Raw genomic sequence first — 17,320 nt, 5'->3', positions numbered from 1 at the left:
CCGTAGCGTGACGCACTATGCCGCCCGATGCCGTCGCACTGGATCGTCCGTGGAAACGTCCTGGTGCCGCGCGTTATGCGCTGACGCGCCTGCGTGGAATCGTGCGTTCGCCCGTCGAGGTCTATGAGCCGGCACCCGGCGCCGTCCGGGTCCACCACGACGCGGAGGTGCCCACCCGCGACGGCACCGTGCTGAAGGTCAACGTTCACGTGCCCGCCTCCGACGATCGCTTTCCGGTGCTGTTGTGCGCGCATCCGTACGGCAAGGACAAACTGCCCACCAAGCGAAAGCGGGGCACGGGCTATGCACTGCCGTTCCAGTACCGCGTGCTTCGGCAGCCCAGCCCGGTCCGGTTTTCGACGCTGACGAGTTGGGAGGCGCCGGACCCCGCATGGTGGGCTGGCCGCGGGTTCGCCACGGTGAACTGCGATCTCAGAGGTGCGGGCACCTCGGGCGGGGTGGGTTCACTGCTGTCCGACCAAGAGGGCGAGGACGTCTACGACCTCATCGAATGGGCGGCCGCACAGCCATGGAGCACTGGGGCGGTCGGCATGGTCGGGGTGTCGTATCTGGCGATCTCGCAGTGGAAAGCGGCCGCGCTCAAGCCCCCGCACCTCAAGGCGATCGTGCCGTGGGAAGGCATGACCGATCCCTACCGTGACCTACTGCGGCCCGGCGGCATCCAAGAAGTCGGCTTCGTCAAGATGTGGGGTCGCGGGCTCAAGGCCGCGCGGCTGAAATATGAACTCGGCAAGGAGAATACGAACCGGCCGCGGTACGACGACTGGTGGCGCTCACTCGTACCGGCGCTGGACCGCATCGAGGTGCCCGCCCTCATCTGCGGCAGCTTCTCCGACAACAACCTCCACAGCCGCGGATCGATCCGGGGCTTCGAACGGATCAGCTCGGTCGAACGCCACCTGTTCACACATCGGGACGGCAAGTGGGCGGCGTTCTATTCCGATGAAGCCCTGCAGGCACAATTCGATTTCCTGGACCGGCACCTGCGCGGCGGCACCCGCCCAGCACTCCCCCGCGTGCGACTTGAGGTGCGGGAAAGCCGAGACCGCGTCGCGGGTGTGCGCGCCGAGACCGCCTGGCCACTGGAGTCCACGCAGTGGACACCCCGCTATCTCACCGAAGCCGGTCTGGTCACCGAGCCGGCCGGCGCACCGGGCTCACGAGAATTCGACTTGCGTTCAGCTGCAGTTCGTTTCGGTTGGACGATGTCGACCGACACCGAGATCACCGGCCCGATGGCGCTACGACTCTTCGTCTCGACCGAGGCCGGGGATGCCGACCTGTTCGTCGGCGTGGAGAAATGGCGTGGCCCGGACTACGTGCCGTTCGAGGGGTCCTACGGTTTCGGCCGCGACCGGGTGACCACCGGCTGGGCGCGGCTGTCGCTGCGCGCGCTCGACGAATCGACGTCCCGCCCCTTCCAACCGGTCCGTGCGTTCACTCACAGCCAGCCGATGCAGCCCGGAGAAGTTGTGCCCGTGGATATTCCGCTCGGGCCATCGTCGACGTTGTTCCGAGCCGGTGAGCAATTGCGCCTGGTGGTCGCCGGGCGCTGGCTGTGGCCCAGAAATCCACTCACCGGTCAATTCCCGGCCTGGTATGAACGCCGTTCACGAGGCGTCTGCACCCTGCACTGGGGCCCGGCCCGACAGGCTCGGCTTCTCGTGCCGGTGATCCCGTAGCGCCGTCGTCAGCGCACAATGAAGACATGCGAGTTGCGTTGGCCCTCGGCAGCGGTGGCGCGCGCGGCTATGCGCACATCGGCGTCATCAACGAACTCCGCGAACGCGGTTACGACATCGTCGGCATATCCGGCTCATCGATGGGCGCACTGGTGGGCGGCCTGTACGCGGCGGGAAAGCTCGACGACTTCGCCGATTGGGCACGCACTCTGACACAGCGTGCGGTGCTGCGTCTGCTGGATCCGTCGATCACGGCCGCGGGGATCCTGCGGGCCGAGAAGATTCTCGACAAGGTGCGCGACATCCTGGGCGAGGCGACCATCGAGGAACTGCCGATCCCGTACACCGCGGTCGCGACGGATCTGATCTCCGGGAAGTCGGTGTGGCTGCAGCGCGGGCCGGTCGACGCCGCGATCCGCGCGTCGATCGCCATTCCCGGCGTGATCGCGCCGCACGTGCTCGACGGCCGGCTGCTCGGCGACGGCGGCATCCTGGACCCGCTTCCCATGGCACCGATCGCCGCGGTCAACGCGGATCTGACGATCGCGGTGAGCGTCTCGGGCAGCGAGCCCGAGACACCCGCGACCGAGCCCGGCCCGCGTCCCACCACCGAATGGCTCAGCCGCATGATGCGCAGCACCTCGGCCGTGCTCGACACCGCGTCGGTGCGCAACGTGCTCGACCGGCCGACGGCGCGTGCCGTGCTCAGCCGGTTCGGGGCGTCGGTACCCGAACCCGGTGACGAGGCCGAGCCGGACGGCGAACTGCCCGAGATCCCGGAGGCCACAGGAGTTCCGCGGCTGGGAAGCTTCGAGGTGATGTACCGGACCATCGACATCGCGCAGGCCGCGCTCGCGCGTCACACGCTGGCGGCCTACCCGCCCGACCTGATGATCGAAGTGCCGCGCACGGTGTGCCGCAGCCTCGAGTTCAACCGCGCTGCCGAGGTGATCGCCGTCGGCCAGGACTTGACGGCCCGAGCACTCGACGGCTGATCAGGCCAGGAAAGCCGCGATCTCGGCGGCGACCTGCCTGCCCTGAGCGCGGCCGGCCCGCGCCGACGGCACGCGGCAGGCCGGGTCGAGCGGGTTGGCTCCGAACGCTTCGAGTGCGTCGTCGTCGGCGAAGATGCCGAACGCAGGTCCGTCGAACTCCTCGATTTCCGCGGCGGTGCCACCCCCACCGAACGGTGACGGCACCGAGCGGCCCGACGGCACGAGCACGACCGCGCTGTCGCAGTCGTCGGCCAATTCCATGTTGACGCTGCTGCCGACCCCGCCGTCCATGTAGCGGCGGCCGTCGATCGTCACCGGCGGCCACGCGCCCGGCACCGCGCAGCTGGCCGCGACCGCGTCGACGAGCTCGACCCCGGAGTCGCGGTCGAACCCGACCAGCTCGCCCGTCGCGATGTCGATCGCCGAGATCCGCAGCACCCGGTCGGGCCAGCGGTGCGAGGGCAGCCGTGCGGCGATGACCTCGCGACGGACCGGCTCGTCAACCGTCGGCGCACCGAGCGCGATCTCGCCGATGCGCTGCAACTTCTGCTGTTTGGTGGTGTTCGGGGTGAGCATCGCCGTGACGAACAGCTCGGTGATGCCGTCGATGCCCACGCCCGGGTTCAGCTCAGCTGAGACCGCGTCGATCTGGCGGTCATAGAGCTCGTCGAGGCTCAGTCCGCTGCCCAGCTGAGCGGCCACGGTCGAGCCCGCCGAGGTGCCCACCAACACATCACTCGCCAGCAGTGCGCGTGCCGTGTTCGGCGATTCGTCGGCGATGCCTCGCAGAATTCCGGTCTCCCAAGCGATTCCCGCGATACCGCCACCCGCGAGTACCAGCGCACGTTTCGACATGGCCCGAGTGTGCCAGGGCTAGGTGTGCTGCGACGCGGCCGCCTTGGCGCTGAGCTCGTCGCGGCGCAGTTGACGACGCGGCGGGTCGGGGAACGCCATCTGCCGGTGGATCTCCAGGTCGGCATCGACGTGCACGAGTTCGCCGGGGGCGATGAGTCGCCAATGTTCACCGTCCATCGGCTCACTGGCGAACACGATTGACGGCATTGTGGTCAGGTGCTCGGATTCGGCGTGGATGCGGCGACTGTGTAACCGCAGGCGCTTTTCGACGGCGCGCCGCCGATCGAGCACGTACACCTCGTGGGTTTCGGGGTAGCGCAGTGCCCAGATGTCGGTGGCCGTGCTGAGCAGGATGTTCACGGCGTAGATGGGAACGTTGTCGGCCAACCAGCCGATCGCGTCGACGATGCCGGCACCGATGTCACCGTCACGCGCCCGGATCGCCGCGGTGATCAGTGCGAAAACGCGTTCGGAGTCGGTCTGGCCCGCCACGAGCCCGTCGACACCCAACTCACGTAGCCGGGCGTCGAGCGCGTCCATTCCCTCGACAACGCCGTTGTGCGCGAAGATCCGGCCGTCCTGCAGGAACGGATGGGTGTTCGCCACGTCCAGCGCACCCGTCGACGCATACCGGACATGTGCGACGAACGTCGTCGCCGAGACATCGTGCGCCTCGGTAGCGAACTCGGAGTCCTGCCACGCCGCCACGGGCTCCTTGCGCACCACCGGAGCGCCGTCGGCGCCGAAGACCCCGAGACCGGTACCGTCGGGGTTGTGCTTGCTTTGCTCGGCGAGGTTGTCCGGTGCATCCAGCAGCCAGAAGGTCGCGGTCACCACACGGCGCCCGGCATGCAAGCCGAACAGTCGGCACATGAACGCTGATGTTAGTAGCTCGAGCGAGGAGAGCGATATGGCATCCACCATGCGGGCAGAGCGCTTCTATGCCGACACCAAAACAGTTGTGGTCGAAGATGTTCCGATTCCCGAGCCGGGACCGGGCGAAGTTCTGGTCAAGGTCGCGTTCTGCGGGATCTGCCATTCCGACCTGAGCTTGATCAACGGCACCTTCCCGGCGCAGGCACCGGTGGTGACGCAGGGGCATGAGGCGTCGGGCGTCATCGCGAAGCTCGGCCCCGACGTGACCGGCTGGGCGGAGGGCGACCGGGTGATCGTGGCGGCAGGCCGGCCCTGTATGAGTTGCCCGAACTGCCGCCGCGGCGACATCGCCAACTGCATGCGGATCCAGTTGATGGCCTTCGCCTATGACGGGGCATGGGCCGAATACACCGTCGCACAAGCAGTTGGACTCACCCGGGTGCCCGACAACGTGCCACTCGAGCAGGCGGCGATTCTGGCCGACGCGGTGTCGACGCCGTACGGAGCCGTCGTGCGCACCGGAAAGGTCGGCATCGGTGAATCCGTCGGTGTCTGGGGACTCGGCGGGGTCGGCACCCACATCGTGCAGCTGTCACGGTTGGTCGGCGCGGTGCCCGTTGTCGCTGTCGACATCAAACCCGAAGTGCTCGAACGTGCGCTTGAGCTGGGCGCCGACTACGCCTTCGACGCGCGCGACGAGAATCTCGGCGACGAGATCGCCGAGGTGACCGGCGGCCGTGGGCTGGACGTGGCGTTCGACGCGGTCGGCTTGAGGTCGACGTTCGAACAGGCGTTGAGTCAATTGACCGTTGGCGGGCGGCTGGTCGCGGTCGGGATGAGCGCCGAATCCCCCACCGTGGGCCCGACGTCGATGTTCGGTCTGACGCAGAAGCAGGTGCTCGGCCACCTGGGTTATCAGAACGTCGACATTTCGACGCTCGCGACACTGGTGTCCCTCGGCCGGCTCGATCTGTCCCGCTCGATCAGCGAGGTCGTGTCCCTCGAAGACATCGCGGCCGGAATCGACAAGCTCGAACGTCAGGAAGGCAATCCGATCCGCATTCTCGTGCGGCCCTGACCGCGCTCACCGCAATCCGGGCGCGGCCTTCGCGCTGAATAGCGGCAGATCGAAGTAGGTCGCGATACCGGGCTCGGCCGCACACACCGCCGGAATCGAGTTGACGCAGTGTGCCGCGGTGGCCACCACGCCAGGCTCTGGGCCGTCATCGCCGACGTCCCCCTGGAATCCCTTGATCGCAACGGTGAAGTCGGGATTGCCGCGGACCTCCATCTCGTAGCGCTGGCCCTCAGGACCGAAAGTCCATGCCGGGTCGAGGTTTTCCTCGCCCATCAGCCAATTGACGGTCACCCGGACGACGGGCTCGCCGTCGACGAGCGCCTCCCAGTGGAACTTCCGGGCAGCGACCTGCCCGGGCTCGATGACGCCGATCGGCGACTCGATCGGGGCCGTTGCCACCGCGATCTCCTGTGAGGCCCGTATCCGCGGATCGGCGTTGAATCCGGCTTGATCCACCACGAGTTTGACGGCCTGGATGAATCCACCATCGAGTAGCTTCTGCATCGGCCCGCTGAGCGCCTTGTCCGGGGTGTCGCCGAAACCCATGACATGGCGCACCACGTCGGGCGCATCGTAGGTGCGCAGATCCGAGAATTCCTCGGCCCGAATGAAAGTCACCCCCGTCGACATGACCGAGAACAGCAGCGGGAACTTCTCGCTGATGCCGCCGGGCGCGATGCCGGTGCCGTGCAGCGTGGCGTTGCCGGCTTGCGCCGCTTCGCGTAACGCCGCGCCTTGGCGCTCGCCGGGATAGATCCAGCCCACCGGGGTCACCACGTTCTTGCCCGACCGCAGCAACGCGGCCACCTCGTCGGCATCGGGCAGCAGCGGCGCATAGATCACCGCATCGGCGTCCAACACCAGGATGTCGTCGACGTTGTTGGTCGCGATGACGCCGAGTGGTTGCGTTCCGATGAGGTCACCGACGTCGCGACCGTTCTTGGCCTCCGAATGCACCCAGCAGCCGACGAGTTCGAGGTCCGGGTGTTCGAGCACGCCCTTGATGGCGGCCACGCCAACGCCCCCGGTTGCCCATTGCACGACCTTGAGCGCCACGCGACCTCCTCGGTGAAACTAGAACGCGTTCTACTTTAGGTCTACACCACCGTCGTCGTCAGGAGAAGTGCGATCCCGTCGCGCCACGTACGACACGACAAGAGCCACGAGGACGGCAGGCAGGAATGCCGGCACGGTGAGCAGCAGCGAATGGTCGGCGAGATAGGCCATACCGGTTGGACGAGATGGCACGCGCGATTGTGACTGTCACATCCCGGCGGGCTGCGTCGTCTGGTGAGTATGCAAATGAGATTCATCCAGATCGTCGTCGTTGTGGCCGCGCTGAGCATGCTGGTGACCGGGGTGTGGATGCGGATCGACCCGGCATCCTTCGCACAGTGGGCGAACTGGCCCAACCACGAACATTTTCTGCACGATGCGGGGGCGTTTCAGATCGGGATCGGCGCGACGATGCTGTTCGCGCTGTGGTGGCATGACGTGATCGCGGTGGTGCTGGCCGGGTTCGTGGTGGCCAACACCTTGCATGCGATCAACCACTTCGTCGACCGCGATGGCGGAAACGCCGCCGACTGGTGGCAGCTGGGCATCTTCTCTCTGCTTGCCGCCGCCGGGCTGGCGGTCCGCATGCGTCAGCTGCGGCTCAAGAACGTGTCCTTGTCCGCGAATCGTTAGCGTCGTATGTTCCTCGACATGGTTAACAAAGTGTTCGTTGTCGGGGTGGGGATGACGAAGTTCGAGAAGCCCGGTCGCCGCGAGGGCTGGGATTACCCGCAGATGGCCGACGAGTCGGGCACCAAGGCATTGGCCGACGCCGGCATCGACTACTCGCAGGTGCAGGCCGGCTACGTCGGCTACGTCGCCGGGGATTCCACGTCGGGCCAGCGCGCGCTCTACGAGCTCGGCATGACCGGCATTCCGATCGTCAACGTCAACAACAACTGCTCGACCGGTTCGACCACGCTTTACCTTGCCGCCCAGTCGATTCGGGGCGGCTTGGCCGACTGCGCGATCGCGCTGGGCTTCGAGAAGATGCAGCCCGGATCGCTCGGCGGCGGCGCCGAAGACCGGGAGTCGCCGATGGCCCGTCACGTCAAGGCGATGGCCGAGATCAACGAGTTCGGCTTCCCGGTGGCACCGTGGATGTTCGGTGCCGCGGGTCGCGAGCACATGAAGCAGTACGGTTCCACGGCTGAGCATTTCGCGAAGATCGGCTACAAGAACCACAAGCATTCGGTCAACAATCCCTACGCCCAGTTCCAGGACGAGTACACACTCGACGACATCCTGGGCGCCCGCATGATCTCGGACCCCCTGACCAAGCTCCAGTGCTCCCCCACCTCCGACGGCTCGGGTGCGGCGATCCTCGCCAGCGAGGCGTTCGTCGACAAGCACGGCCTGGCCGGTCAGGCGGTCGAGATCGTCGGCCAGTCGATGACCACCGACTTCGCCTCGACGTTCGACGGCACCGCCAAGAATCTCATCGGCTACGACATGAATGTCAAAGCCGCACAGCAGGTTTACGACCAGTCCGGCCTCGGGCCCGAGGACTTCCAGGTCATCGAACTGCACGACTGCTTCTCCGCCAACGAACTCCTGCTGTACGAAGCTCTCGGCCTGTGCGGCGAGGGTGAGGCGCCCGCGCTGATCGACAAGGACGACACCACCTACGGTGGCCGCTGGGTCGTCAACCCCTCAGGCGGGCTGATCTCCAAGGGCCACCCGCTCGGCGCGACCGGCCTGGCCCAGTGCGCCGAGCTCACCTGGCAATTGCGAGGCACCGCCGACAAACGTCAGGTCGACGGCGTCACCGCTGCGCTGCAGCACAACATCGGCCTGGGCGGGGCGGCCGTCGTGACGGCGTATCAGCGCGCCGAGCGCTGAATCCGGTTCACGCCAGGGGTTGTCACGCTGGCGTTTGTCACGCTGGCGTTTGTCACGCTGGAGTGGCTGCAGAAGCCAAGCGTCACTCTGGCGTGACAATGACCGGCGCACACACCCGCCACACCCCACGCTTGTCACGCTGGAGTGGCACCAGAAGCCAAGCGTCACTCTGGCGTGACAATGACGGGCGGCACACCCCGCCACACCCCACGCTTGTCACGCTGGAGTGGCTGCAGAAGCCAAGCGTCACTCTGGCGTGACAATCGCGGGCCAGCACCCCCGCCACACCCGCCACACCCAACTCCTAGAGCGTGATCACCTCATAGACGCCCTCGGCGTGGCGGGCGCGGATGGTCTTCTTGTCGTACTTGCCCACACTCGTGCGTGGAACTTGGTCGATGAACGTCCATCGTTCGGGCAACCACCAGCGAACGACCTTGTCAGCCAGGAACTCCCGAAGTTCCTCCGGGCTCGCGGAAGCGCCCTCCTGTAGTACGACGACCGCGAGGGGGCGTTCCTGCCAACGGTCGTCGGGCACTGCGACGACGGCGGCCTCGAGCACGGCAGGGTGGGCGATCAGGTGGTTTTCGAGCTCCACCGACGAGATCCATTCACCGCCGGACTTGATGACGTCCTTGGCCCGGTCGGTGAGCGTGACGTAGCCGAGCTCGTCGATCGCGCCGACATCGCCGGTGCGCAGCCAGCCGGAATCGAATTTCCCGGCGTCGCGCCCCAGGTAGTAGCTGCCGGTGATCCACGGCCCACGCACTTCTAGCTCGCCGACGGTCTTGCCGTCGGCCGGCAGCGGATTGCCTTCGTCGTCGACGATGCGGATCTCGACACCGCACATGGGCCTGCCCTGTGTCGCCCGCATCGACCAGTGCCGCTCGTCGGACACATCGCACAACGGCTTGGCGACCGTCGCGAGCGGTGACGTCTCGGTCATCCCCCACGCCTGTTGGATGTAGACGTCATGGCGTTCCTGGAAGCTCTGCATGAGCGACACCGGCACCGCCGAGCCACCGCAGGCGACCAGTCGCAGTGACGAAACATCATGGCCCGAAGCCTTTTCCAGACAGTTCAGTACGTCGTTCCAGATCGTGGGCACCGCACCCGCGACGGTCGGGCGTTGGGATTCGATCAGCTCGATCAGCGACGCCCCGTCCAGGAACCGGTCGGGCATGACCAGGTTCGCGCCCGCCATCAGCGCCGCATACGGCAGGCCCCACGCGTTGGCGTGGAACATCGGCACGATGGGCAACACCACGTCGGTGGTGCTCACGTCGAGTGCGTTGGCGGTACAGGTGTTGAGCGAATGCAGATAGCTCGACCGGTGACTGTAGACGACTCCTTTGGGGTTGCCCGTGGTTCCGCTCGTGTAGCACATTGCGGCAGCGGAGTTCTCGTCGATGTCCGGCCAGTCGAACTGCGGTGACTGCCCGGCCAGCGCCTCGTCGTAGCGCAGCACGGTTTTGCCGGAGGCAGTCAGCGGCGCCAGGTCACCGTCACCCACCACGAGCACGGTGTGCACCGTTTCCGCGAGCGGGAGCACCGGAGCCAGCAACGGGATCAGCGACGAGTCGGCGATGATCACGCGGTCCTCGGCCTCGTTGGCGATGAAGGCGATCTGCTCCGGGGAGAGGCGGATGTTGAGCGTGTGCAACACCGCGCCCATCGCGGGCAGCGCGAGGTAGGCGGTCAGGTGCTCGGTGTTGTTCCACATGAACGTGCCGACGCGCTCGTCGCCCGTGATACCCAGCCCACGCAGTGCATGCGCCAGCCTGGCGGCCTGCTCGCCGACCTCGCGGTAGCTGGTGGTGCGGTAGCCGCCCTGGCCGGTCGCGGTGGTGACCGTGCGGTCACCGTTGACGCCGCAGGCATGCCGCAGGATCGCCGTAATCGTCAATGGCCACTTCTGCATAGTGCTGTCCACGGGCGCGATGCTATCCGCGGCGGCGCCCGCTCCGGGGCGATTCGGCAGCTATGCGCCAGGCTTGAGCAGCTCCAGGTCGATGACCGCAGGAACGCTGTCCACCCCGACATAGCCGGGCAGAATGTCGGCGAACTGTTCGATGGCGTCGCCGAATCTCGACCGGTACCGATCGAACAGCGGCGCGGCCAGCGCGACCGTGACAAAGCGGACACCGTCGGACGACAGCGTTTGCGCGAGATGGCGCCAAAGTTGTTCGGAGACACCTGTTTTGCGGTGTGACGCAACCACCGCGTGCGTGGCGAGTTCGGCAACGCGGTTCGGCGAGACGGTGGCGAAGAACGCCTGCCAGTCGCGGTAGATCAGGTTCGCCTGCCCGGCGACGTAGGCCGTGCTGAAGCTGTCGATGCCGAGGTCGGGGGTCGCCCGCAGCGCCCGCGCGATACCGACGGGCTGCTCGTCCCCGCCGAGCCCGACGAAGAACTCCGATGACTGCTCCCAGCGCCGGAAGTGACACATCTCGCCGGCCGCGTCGTCGTCTGCGCCGGCATATCCGTTCCCCTGGCCGAAGACCTGATACTCCCAGCGTTTCGCCCGTCCGAATCGCTCGTCGGAACTGTCGATCCGGTCGATCTGCAGCACTGGCGCCGACATCGGCCACCCCTCCTTCGTCGTACAGCAAATATTCAGCAAGCTCACAGGAAGCATGCGTCGACAGAACTCGGCACCGGACGGAACTCAGCACTCCCCACCGCCCCTGCGCCGAATCACAAGCAACATAGAACGAAACACCGTTCCCGGTGGGGGCTTCGTTTCCGGCCGGGAGCATCTATCCGGGCCGCTTGACTCGATTACTACATGAACCGCCAGCCCTGTCAGCAAACATCGATACACCCGGTGACACCGGTACGAAACCCGCACACTGCCACCGTGTTCCGGTTCGACGAAAGCGGTCGAGCGCCCGCCGAACGCACATCTGGCGCACTTTGCTGTCCGGCCAGGTGTAAGTCACACAAACTCGGCCGCAGAACCGGGAACGAAAGGAGTTTCCGAAACGATGTATGGAGAGGAAGATGTGAAGTAACTGAGGAGAGGTGCGGTCAATGCGCGTGAAGTGGTCCCTGGTTGCAGTCGCTGCAGCTGCGATCGGGGTGATGGGCGCGCCTGCCGGTCTCGCCTCCGCCGAGGAAACGGCTCAGCAGGTGATCAGCCGGCTGCAGTCCGAGGGTTACACGGTCAACATCGACCGGGTCGGAACCGCGCCGCTGGACCAGTGCGTCGTCACCAGCGTGCGCAACCCCCAGCAGGTCAAGCAGTGGGTGCCCTACATCGGCCCGGGCTTCAACAACGACCGCGCCCTGGTCGAGGTCGTCACCAGCCAGACGGTGTCCGTCTCGCTGAACTGCCAGCGCTGAGCGAACCGTTCGAACTCCGCGTCACTCGCGCCCCGGTCGCTGCCGGGTCATGCGTTCCCGGATAGGGACGTAGTGCGCGCGGATTGCGGCGCGCAGTTGCTCGGCGTCACCCATCTCGATCGCGTCGAGTATCGCGACGTGCGCGTTGACGGTGGCCTGCAGATCATCCGGCGGGCCGACCGCACGGGAGGCCAATGCGTGCACGTCCCAGAACGCACCTGTCATACCGACTGCCAGCGCGCCGGTGGTCTCCATCAGCAGCAGATGGAATTCTCTGTCCTCGGCGGCGAACTCCTGCCCCTGCGCGGCCTTTTCGGCCATCGTCTCGGTGAGGCGCCGCATGCTCAGTGCCGCCTGCGGGGTGAGGCGCTCCATGATCTGTCCGGCGAGGCTGGTTTCGATCAGCTCTCGGAAGTCGACCAGCTCGGCGAAGACGTGTAGGCCGTCCTCGGCGTTCAGCATGCCCCGGAAGGCGAGCGATTCCACCATGGCGCGAAAGCTCAGCCGCCCGACGTAGGTGCCGTAGCCGTGGCGTACCTCGACGATGTCGAGCGCGGACAGCGTCTTGATGGCCTCCCGGATGCGGGACCGGCTGACGTTGAGCTGCTGACTGAGTTCGTTCTCGGTGGGCAGCGGATCGCCTGGAGACAGCCGATTGGCGAGGATGTACTCCTTGATGCGGCTCACCACGGTGCCGCCCCCGAGATCTGCGGGAGCAATGAGGCTCGACACATCGTGCTGCATCGACGGATCCGGTCCTTCCAGGGCTCGACGGGTTTCGCTCGGGTCAACAGACCACGTCCTGGCAACGAAGGTACTACATCAGATGTCCTTGGCAGCGCTGGCGCGAGTTATCTACCAGGCCTGAAGACGGGTCTTGTGCTGAGCGTCACTGCGCTCTACGGTCTACACGACATAGGACATCAGACATCCGACGTTCAAGGGAGAGCGATGTGGTGAGCACGGTCGGCGGCAGCACCAAAGAACCCACTGTCTGGTATCGGCAACTCACGCGACGGCAGTGGAAGGCGTTCGTCGCCTCGTGGCTCGGATATCTGCTTGACGGTTTCGACTTCGTGATCATCACGCTCGTCCTCACCGAGGTGATCCGCGAATTCCAGCTCACGCCGGTGATGGGCGCAACGCTGGTGTCGGCGGCGTTCATCTCCCGCTGGTTCGGCGGATTGGCTCTCGGTGCGTTCGGTGACCGGTTCGGCCGAAAGAACGCAATGGTCGTGAGCATCGCGTTGTTCTCGCTCGGGTCCGTACTGTGTGCGGTCGCGCCCGGCTACTGGGTTCTGTTCGCCGCGCGGCTGTTGATCGGCCTCGGCATGGCGGGCGAATACGGTTCCAGTTCGACGTATGTCATCGAGTCCTGGCCAAAACACATGCGTAACAAAGCTTCCGGGTTCTTGATCAGCGGTTTCTCGATCGGTGCCGTGCTGTCCGCGCAGGCGTACCGGTTCGTGGTGCCCGAATGGGGCTGGCGCGCACTGTTCGCGATCGGCCTGGTCCCCATCGCACTCGCGCTGTGGCTGCGCCGGACCCTGCCCGAGTCCGACGACTGGGAGCGTGCCAGGGAGCAACACCACGCCGGCACCCGCACCGCGGCACCCGATATGTTCAGCACGCTCTACAAGGGTCGCCGGTCCGTGTTCAACGTCGTGGCAACCATCCTCGCGTTCGGCGCGTTGTTGCTCATCTTCACCCACACCGTCGGCAACCCGTTCGCGGTGGCCGCGCTCGCGCTTCTTGCCGCGGCGGTGTTCGTGTCGTTCATGGTGCAGTTCGAAGGATCCCGCTGGCCAACCGGTTTGACCGTGATGGTGGTCATCTTCACCGCATTCCTGTACTCGTGGCCGATTCAGGCGTTGTTGCCCACCTACCTCAAGACCGATCTCGAACTCGACCCGGCGGATGTCGCGAACATCTTGTTCTTCTCCGGCTTCGGCGCCGCGGTCGGCTGCGTCGTCGCGGGCTTCACCGGCGACCGATTCGGCACCCGGCGGGCGTACTGGATGAGTCTCGTCATCTCACAGGTGCTGATCTTCCCGGTGTTCCTTGTCGGGGGCCACAATCTTCTCGTTCTCGGCCTGCTGTTGTTCCTGCAGCAGGTGTTCGGACAAGGCATCTCGGGACTGCTGCCCAAGTGGATCGGTGGTTACTTCTCGGTCGAGAAGCGTGCGGCCGGCCTCGGATTCGCCTACAACGTAGGCGCATTGGGCGGTGCGGTGGCCCCGGTACTGGGGGCAGGCCTCGCCACGAAGATGCCACTCGGCACCGCTCTGGCCGTGCTGTCCTTCGGGCTCACCGCCGTTGTCATCGTCTTGATCGGCATCAACGCCCCGCTGCGGGTCCAACGACTGGTCAAACCCAAACACGTCTGGCCGACCGACAGCACCGAGACGATGCCCGATGCTGCGCCCGCCGACAAGTAACACCTTCAACACGTTCCAGGAGCCACCGACATGAGCACCGCAGGCAAGCTGACCGGAGTCATCCCCCCGGTCGTGACCCCACTCACCGACGACCGCCGCCTCGACATCGCGTCGTTCGAGCGGGTGATAAACCGACTCATCACCGCCGGGGTGAACGGGCTGTTCGTACTCGGATCCACCGGTGAGGTGGCCTTCTGCACCGATTCCCTACGGGCGCAGATCATCAAGGAGGCCGCACGGATCATCGACGGCCGCGTCCCGTTGCTCGCCGGTGTCATCGACACCCAGACACCACGGATACTCGACCACGTCGCCGCGGCCACGGCCGCCGGGGTCGACGCGGTGGTCGCCACCGCACCCTTCTACGCGGTCACGCACGCCGAACAGATCAGGCGGCACTTCGAGATCCTCGGTGATCGCTCGCCGGTTCCGGTGTACGCCTATGACATACCGGTCGCGGTGCACACCAAACTCGATCCCGACATGCTCGTCGACCTCGGCCACGCGGGCGCGATCGCGGGCGTCAAGGACTCATCGGGAGACGACATCTCGTTTCGCAGGCTGTGCCTGAAGAACCGGGCAGCAGGCGAACCGCTGACATTGCTCACCGGGCATGAGTTCGTCGTGGACGGCGCCTACCTCAGTGGTGCGCACGGCTCGGTCCCCGGCCTGTCCAACGTCGACCCCGACGGCTACGTGCGACTACACCGGGCGTTCCTGGCCGGCGATTGGACGACCATGCGCCAAGAGCAGGATCGTTTGGCGGCTCTGATGGAGATCTGCCTGTCCGCCAAGGCCGTAACGGGCTGGGGTGCCGGCGTTGGCGCCTTCAAGACCGCGCTCATGCTGCAGGGCATCATCTCGACCAATCAGGTGCCGGAACCGTTCGATGCCCTGAGCGGCGACGACGTCGACGCTGTCCGCGCGATCCTCGCCGCGGTCGGCCCACGCGAGCCGCTGCCCGCCGGCGGACGATGACCGACGCGGTCGCAATCGGTGTGGATCTCGGTGGCACCAAGACGGCCGCCGGGCTGGTTCTACCGGGCGGCGATGTCGAATTGCATTGCACTGCATCGACTCCAGCTGCCGAAGGGCCCGAGGCGATGATCGACAACATCGTCGCCCTCGTCACGGAGATCCGCCACAAAGCCGCACACAGCGGGTTGCCGACGGCGGCCGCGATCGGCATCGGATCGGCCGGCGTGATCGACTCCGATCACGGGACGGTGTTGTCGGCGACCCACAACCTGTCCGATTGGGGCGGAACGCCGCTGGCGGATCTGATCTCGGCGCGCACCGGCCTGCCGGTACGCGTCGTGAACGACGTCCATGCGCATGCCATCGGCGAAGCCCGCCACGGTGCGGGCCGAGGTCTCAAGAGGCTGCTGATGGTCGCGGTCGGTACCGGCATCGGCGGCTCGCTGCTCGTCGAGGGTGCCCACGTGGCCGGCGCCCGGCATGCCGCCGGTCACCTCGGCCACACTCCGACACATGCAGCGGCCGGGCTGCTCTGCACCTGCGGCCGCACCGGCCACCTCGAGGCGATCGCCTCGGGGACGGGACTTCTCGCGATGTATCACCGCCGTGGTGGTAGCGCGCCCGACAACCGGAGTCTCATCGCATTGGCCGAATCGGGTGATCCGCTCGCACTCGACTGTGTGGCCGTGGCCGCCCGTGCCCTCGGCGAGGCCGTCGGCGGATGGGTCAACACCCTCGATCCCGACGCCGTCATCATCTCCGGTGGGCTGGCCCAGTCCGGTCCGCTGTGGTGGTCGATGGTCACCGAGGCCGCCCGGTCGCACTACATCGACGCCGTATCAGAATGTCCGCTACTGCCCGCCGAACGCGGCACGCAGGCGGCCATTCTCGGCGCAGCGGCATTCAGCTTGGGCGCCGAACGCCCATGACCGACGTGATCGACGCACTCGCCGGTGGGCTGATCGTGTCCTGCCAGGCCTATCCCGGCGAGCCGTTGCGTCACCCCGACACCATGGCCAGGATGGCCGATGCGGTCGTCGCGGGCGGCGCGGTGGGCATCCGCGCCCAGGGCGTCGACGACATCGCAACCATCAAGAGCCACACCACAGTTCCACTGATCGGCCTGTGGAAAGAGGGCACCGACGGTGTCTTCATCACACCGACGCTCCGCCACGCCACGGCAGTCCGGGAAGCCGGGGCGGACATCGTCGCACTGGACGGTACTCGTCGCGCCAGACCCGACGGCCGCACCCTCACCACGACCATCACGCGGCTGCGAGACAGTGCTCCGACGGTTGTGATGGCCGACTGCGCATCGCTGGACGACGCACTTGTCGCACGCGACGCCGGTGCCGACATCATCGGCACGACGCTGGCCGGATACACCGACTACCGGCCGATGACCGATGGCCCCGATCTGGATCTGCTGGCGCAGTTGGTGTCTCGGCTACCCGACGTGCCGATCATCGCCGAGGGCCGTGTGCATACTCCCGCACAGGCCCGCGCCGCGCTCGACACGGGTGCGTACGCGGTTGTCGTCGGGACCGCAATAACGCATCCCACCACGATCACCGGCTGGTTCCGGCAGGCGCTCACCGGCGACTAGCTGCCATCCGGGTCGTCTGAGAGTGCATACAGCGCTGGAAGATTGACGACGATGGCCTCCTGGGTGCTGCGTGCGATCACGACGACAGCCGGATTGTCGGGATCCGGGTTCTCCTCCCGATGCGGCACATAGGGCGGAACGAACACGTAATCGCCTGGCGCGGTGGCGATGCGCACCTCCTGAACACCGTCATGGAAGACGAACTCAGGGTTGCCGCTGCGCACGAATATGGCCGTCTCGGACTCGCCGTGGTGATGGTTGTCCGAGGCCGTGGCCGGCGAAACATGAGTCTCACCCATCCAGATCTTCTCCGATCCGACGGACCCACCACTGATCGCGGCGAACCGCTGCATACCGTCGGTCTGAGCGGTGGACGAGCTGAGTTCCGCTGCCCTCACATGATGTACTCGGGTGCGCTGCGGCCGATGACCATGCGCGGCTTCGGTGAGGTCCGGGTGAAACCCGTCGTGCCTTGCGGTGGAACTCATGATGTTCAGCCTTTCTGGGATCGCTGTCCCCCAGGCTTGCACACCGCAGGCCACCGCGAC

18 protein-coding genes are annotated in these 17,320 nt (G+C 66.3%); 10 read left to right on the top strand and 8 right to left on the bottom strand.

Annotated elements, in window-relative coordinates; all coding sequences use genetic code 11:
- The first annotated feature begins 17 nt into the window (after positions 1-17).
- The gene (locus tag ACOI2T_RS08380; protein WP_409503312.1) at positions 18-1,703 is read left to right on the top strand and encodes a CocE/NonD family hydrolase; all 1,686 of its coding nucleotides are present in this window, start codon (positions 18-20) and stop codon (positions 1,701-1,703) included.
- A 26-nt stretch (positions 1,704-1,729) separates the two neighbouring features.
- A complete protein-coding gene (locus tag ACOI2T_RS08375; protein WP_409503313.1) occupies positions 1,730-2,698 on the top strand; it encodes a patatin-like phospholipase family protein in 969 nt (322 codons plus the stop codon).
- On the opposite strand, the gene ACOI2T_RS08370 is transcribed toward ACOI2T_RS08375, so the two are convergent.
- Positions 2,699-3,553: a patatin-like phospholipase family protein gene (locus ACOI2T_RS08370; RefSeq protein WP_409503314.1), complete on the bottom strand. Its 855-nt coding sequence runs from the start codon at positions 3,551-3,553 to the stop codon at positions 2,699-2,701. It abuts the gene before it with no gap.
- A gap of 18 nt (positions 3,554-3,571) precedes the next feature.
- Positions 3,572-4,426, bottom strand: a complete 855-nt coding sequence (locus ACOI2T_RS08365) for a class II glutamine amidotransferase (protein ID WP_409503315.1) — start codon at positions 4,424-4,426, stop codon at positions 3,572-3,574.
- 37 nt (positions 4,427-4,463) lie between these two features.
- Here ACOI2T_RS08365 and ACOI2T_RS08360 point away from each other — a divergent pair, with 37 nt between their 5' ends.
- Positions 4,464-5,507, top strand: coding sequence for a zinc-binding dehydrogenase (locus tag ACOI2T_RS08360; protein WP_085144033.1), 1,044 nt, complete (start codon positions 4,464-4,466; stop codon positions 5,505-5,507).
- 6 nt (positions 5,508-5,513) lie between these two features.
- On the opposite strand, the gene ACOI2T_RS08355 is transcribed toward ACOI2T_RS08360, so the two are convergent.
- Entirely contained in the window at positions 5,514-6,563 is a 1,050-nt protein-coding gene (locus tag ACOI2T_RS08355; protein ID WP_409503316.1) for an NAD(P)H-dependent amine dehydrogenase family protein, read from the bottom strand.
- A gap of 30 nt (positions 6,564-6,593) precedes the next feature.
- Positions 6,594-6,755 carry a hypothetical protein gene (locus tag ACOI2T_RS08350; RefSeq protein WP_409503317.1) on the bottom strand — a complete coding sequence of 54 codons (162 nt, stop codon included), beginning with the start codon at positions 6,753-6,755 and terminating at the stop codon, positions 6,594-6,596.
- Between the two features lie 54 nt (positions 6,756-6,809).
- Here ACOI2T_RS08350 and ACOI2T_RS08345 point away from each other — a divergent pair, with 54 nt between their 5' ends.
- Positions 6,810-7,196, top strand: a complete 387-nt coding sequence (locus ACOI2T_RS08345; RefSeq protein WP_409503318.1) for a hypothetical protein — start codon at positions 6,810-6,812, stop codon at positions 7,194-7,196.
- Positions 7,197-7,214: 18 nt separating this feature from the next.
- Positions 7,215-8,405 carry a lipid-transfer protein gene (locus tag ACOI2T_RS08340; RefSeq protein ID WP_409503319.1) on the top strand — a complete coding sequence of 397 codons (1,191 nt, stop codon included), beginning with the start codon at positions 7,215-7,217 and terminating at the stop codon, positions 8,403-8,405.
- Positions 8,406-8,709: 304 nt separating this feature from the next.
- Here ACOI2T_RS08340 and ACOI2T_RS08335 read toward each other — a convergent pair whose 3' ends face one another.
- Positions 8,710-10,338 carry a fatty acid--CoA ligase gene (locus ACOI2T_RS08335; RefSeq protein WP_409503320.1) on the bottom strand — a complete coding sequence of 543 codons (1,629 nt, stop codon included), beginning with the start codon at positions 10,336-10,338 and terminating at the stop codon, positions 8,710-8,712.
- 48 nt (positions 10,339-10,386) lie between these two features.
- Positions 10,387-10,989 (bottom strand): hypothetical protein, encoded by a 603-nt coding sequence (locus ACOI2T_RS08330; RefSeq protein WP_409503321.1) that lies wholly within the window; start codon positions 10,987-10,989, stop codon positions 10,387-10,389.
- Between the two features lie 449 nt (positions 10,990-11,438).
- Here ACOI2T_RS08330 and ACOI2T_RS08325 point away from each other — a divergent pair, with 449 nt between their 5' ends.
- Entirely contained in the window at positions 11,439-11,750 is a 312-nt protein-coding gene (locus tag ACOI2T_RS08325; protein WP_067844588.1) for a hypothetical protein, read from the top strand.
- Between the two features lie 21 nt (positions 11,751-11,771).
- Here ACOI2T_RS08325 and ACOI2T_RS08320 read toward each other — a convergent pair whose 3' ends face one another.
- Positions 11,772-12,494 (bottom strand): FadR/GntR family transcriptional regulator, encoded by a 723-nt coding sequence (locus ACOI2T_RS08320; RefSeq protein ID WP_409503322.1) that lies wholly within the window; start codon positions 12,492-12,494, stop codon positions 11,772-11,774.
- A gap of 209 nt (positions 12,495-12,703) precedes the next feature.
- On the opposite strand from ACOI2T_RS08320, the gene ACOI2T_RS08315 reads away from it, so the two are divergent.
- From ACOI2T_RS08315 to ACOI2T_RS08300, 4 genes are read left to right on the top strand one after another with little or no spacing between them, the layout of a single operon-like run.
- The gene (locus ACOI2T_RS08315; RefSeq protein WP_421876260.1) at positions 12,704-14,188 is read left to right on the top strand and encodes an MFS transporter; all 1,485 of its coding nucleotides are present in this window, start codon (positions 12,704-12,706) and stop codon (positions 14,186-14,188) included.
- A 30-nt stretch (positions 14,189-14,218) separates the two neighbouring features.
- On the top strand, positions 14,219-15,166 hold the full coding sequence (locus ACOI2T_RS08310) for a dihydrodipicolinate synthase family protein (RefSeq protein WP_409503324.1): 948 nt from the start codon (positions 14,219-14,221) through the stop codon (positions 15,164-15,166).
- Entirely contained in the window at positions 15,163-16,095 is a 933-nt protein-coding gene (locus ACOI2T_RS08305; RefSeq protein WP_409503325.1) for an ROK family protein, read from the top strand. Before ACOI2T_RS08310 ends, ACOI2T_RS08305 begins: the two co-directional genes overlap by 4 nt.
- On the top strand, positions 16,092-16,772 hold the full coding sequence (locus ACOI2T_RS08300) for an N-acetylmannosamine-6-phosphate 2-epimerase (RefSeq protein ID WP_409503326.1): 681 nt from the start codon (positions 16,092-16,094) through the stop codon (positions 16,770-16,772). Before ACOI2T_RS08305 ends, ACOI2T_RS08300 begins: the two co-directional genes overlap by 4 nt.
- Here the strand turns inward: ACOI2T_RS08300 and ACOI2T_RS08295 are convergent.
- Complete coding sequence (locus ACOI2T_RS08295; protein WP_409503327.1) at positions 16,769-17,260, bottom strand: cupin domain-containing protein; 492 nt, start codon at positions 17,258-17,260, stop codon at positions 16,769-16,771. The genes ACOI2T_RS08300 and ACOI2T_RS08295 overlap by 4 nt on opposite strands.
- Between the last annotated feature and the right edge of the window lie 60 nt (positions 17,261-17,320).

Source organism: Mycolicibacterium wolinskyi str. Jessa 2025, from assembly GCF_049241375.1.
In the GTDB taxonomy this organism is placed as follows: Bacteria; Actinomycetota; Actinomycetes; order Mycobacteriales; family Mycobacteriaceae; genus Mycobacterium; species Mycobacterium wolinskyi.
This window is presented reverse-complemented; position numbering and strand designations above follow the sequence as displayed.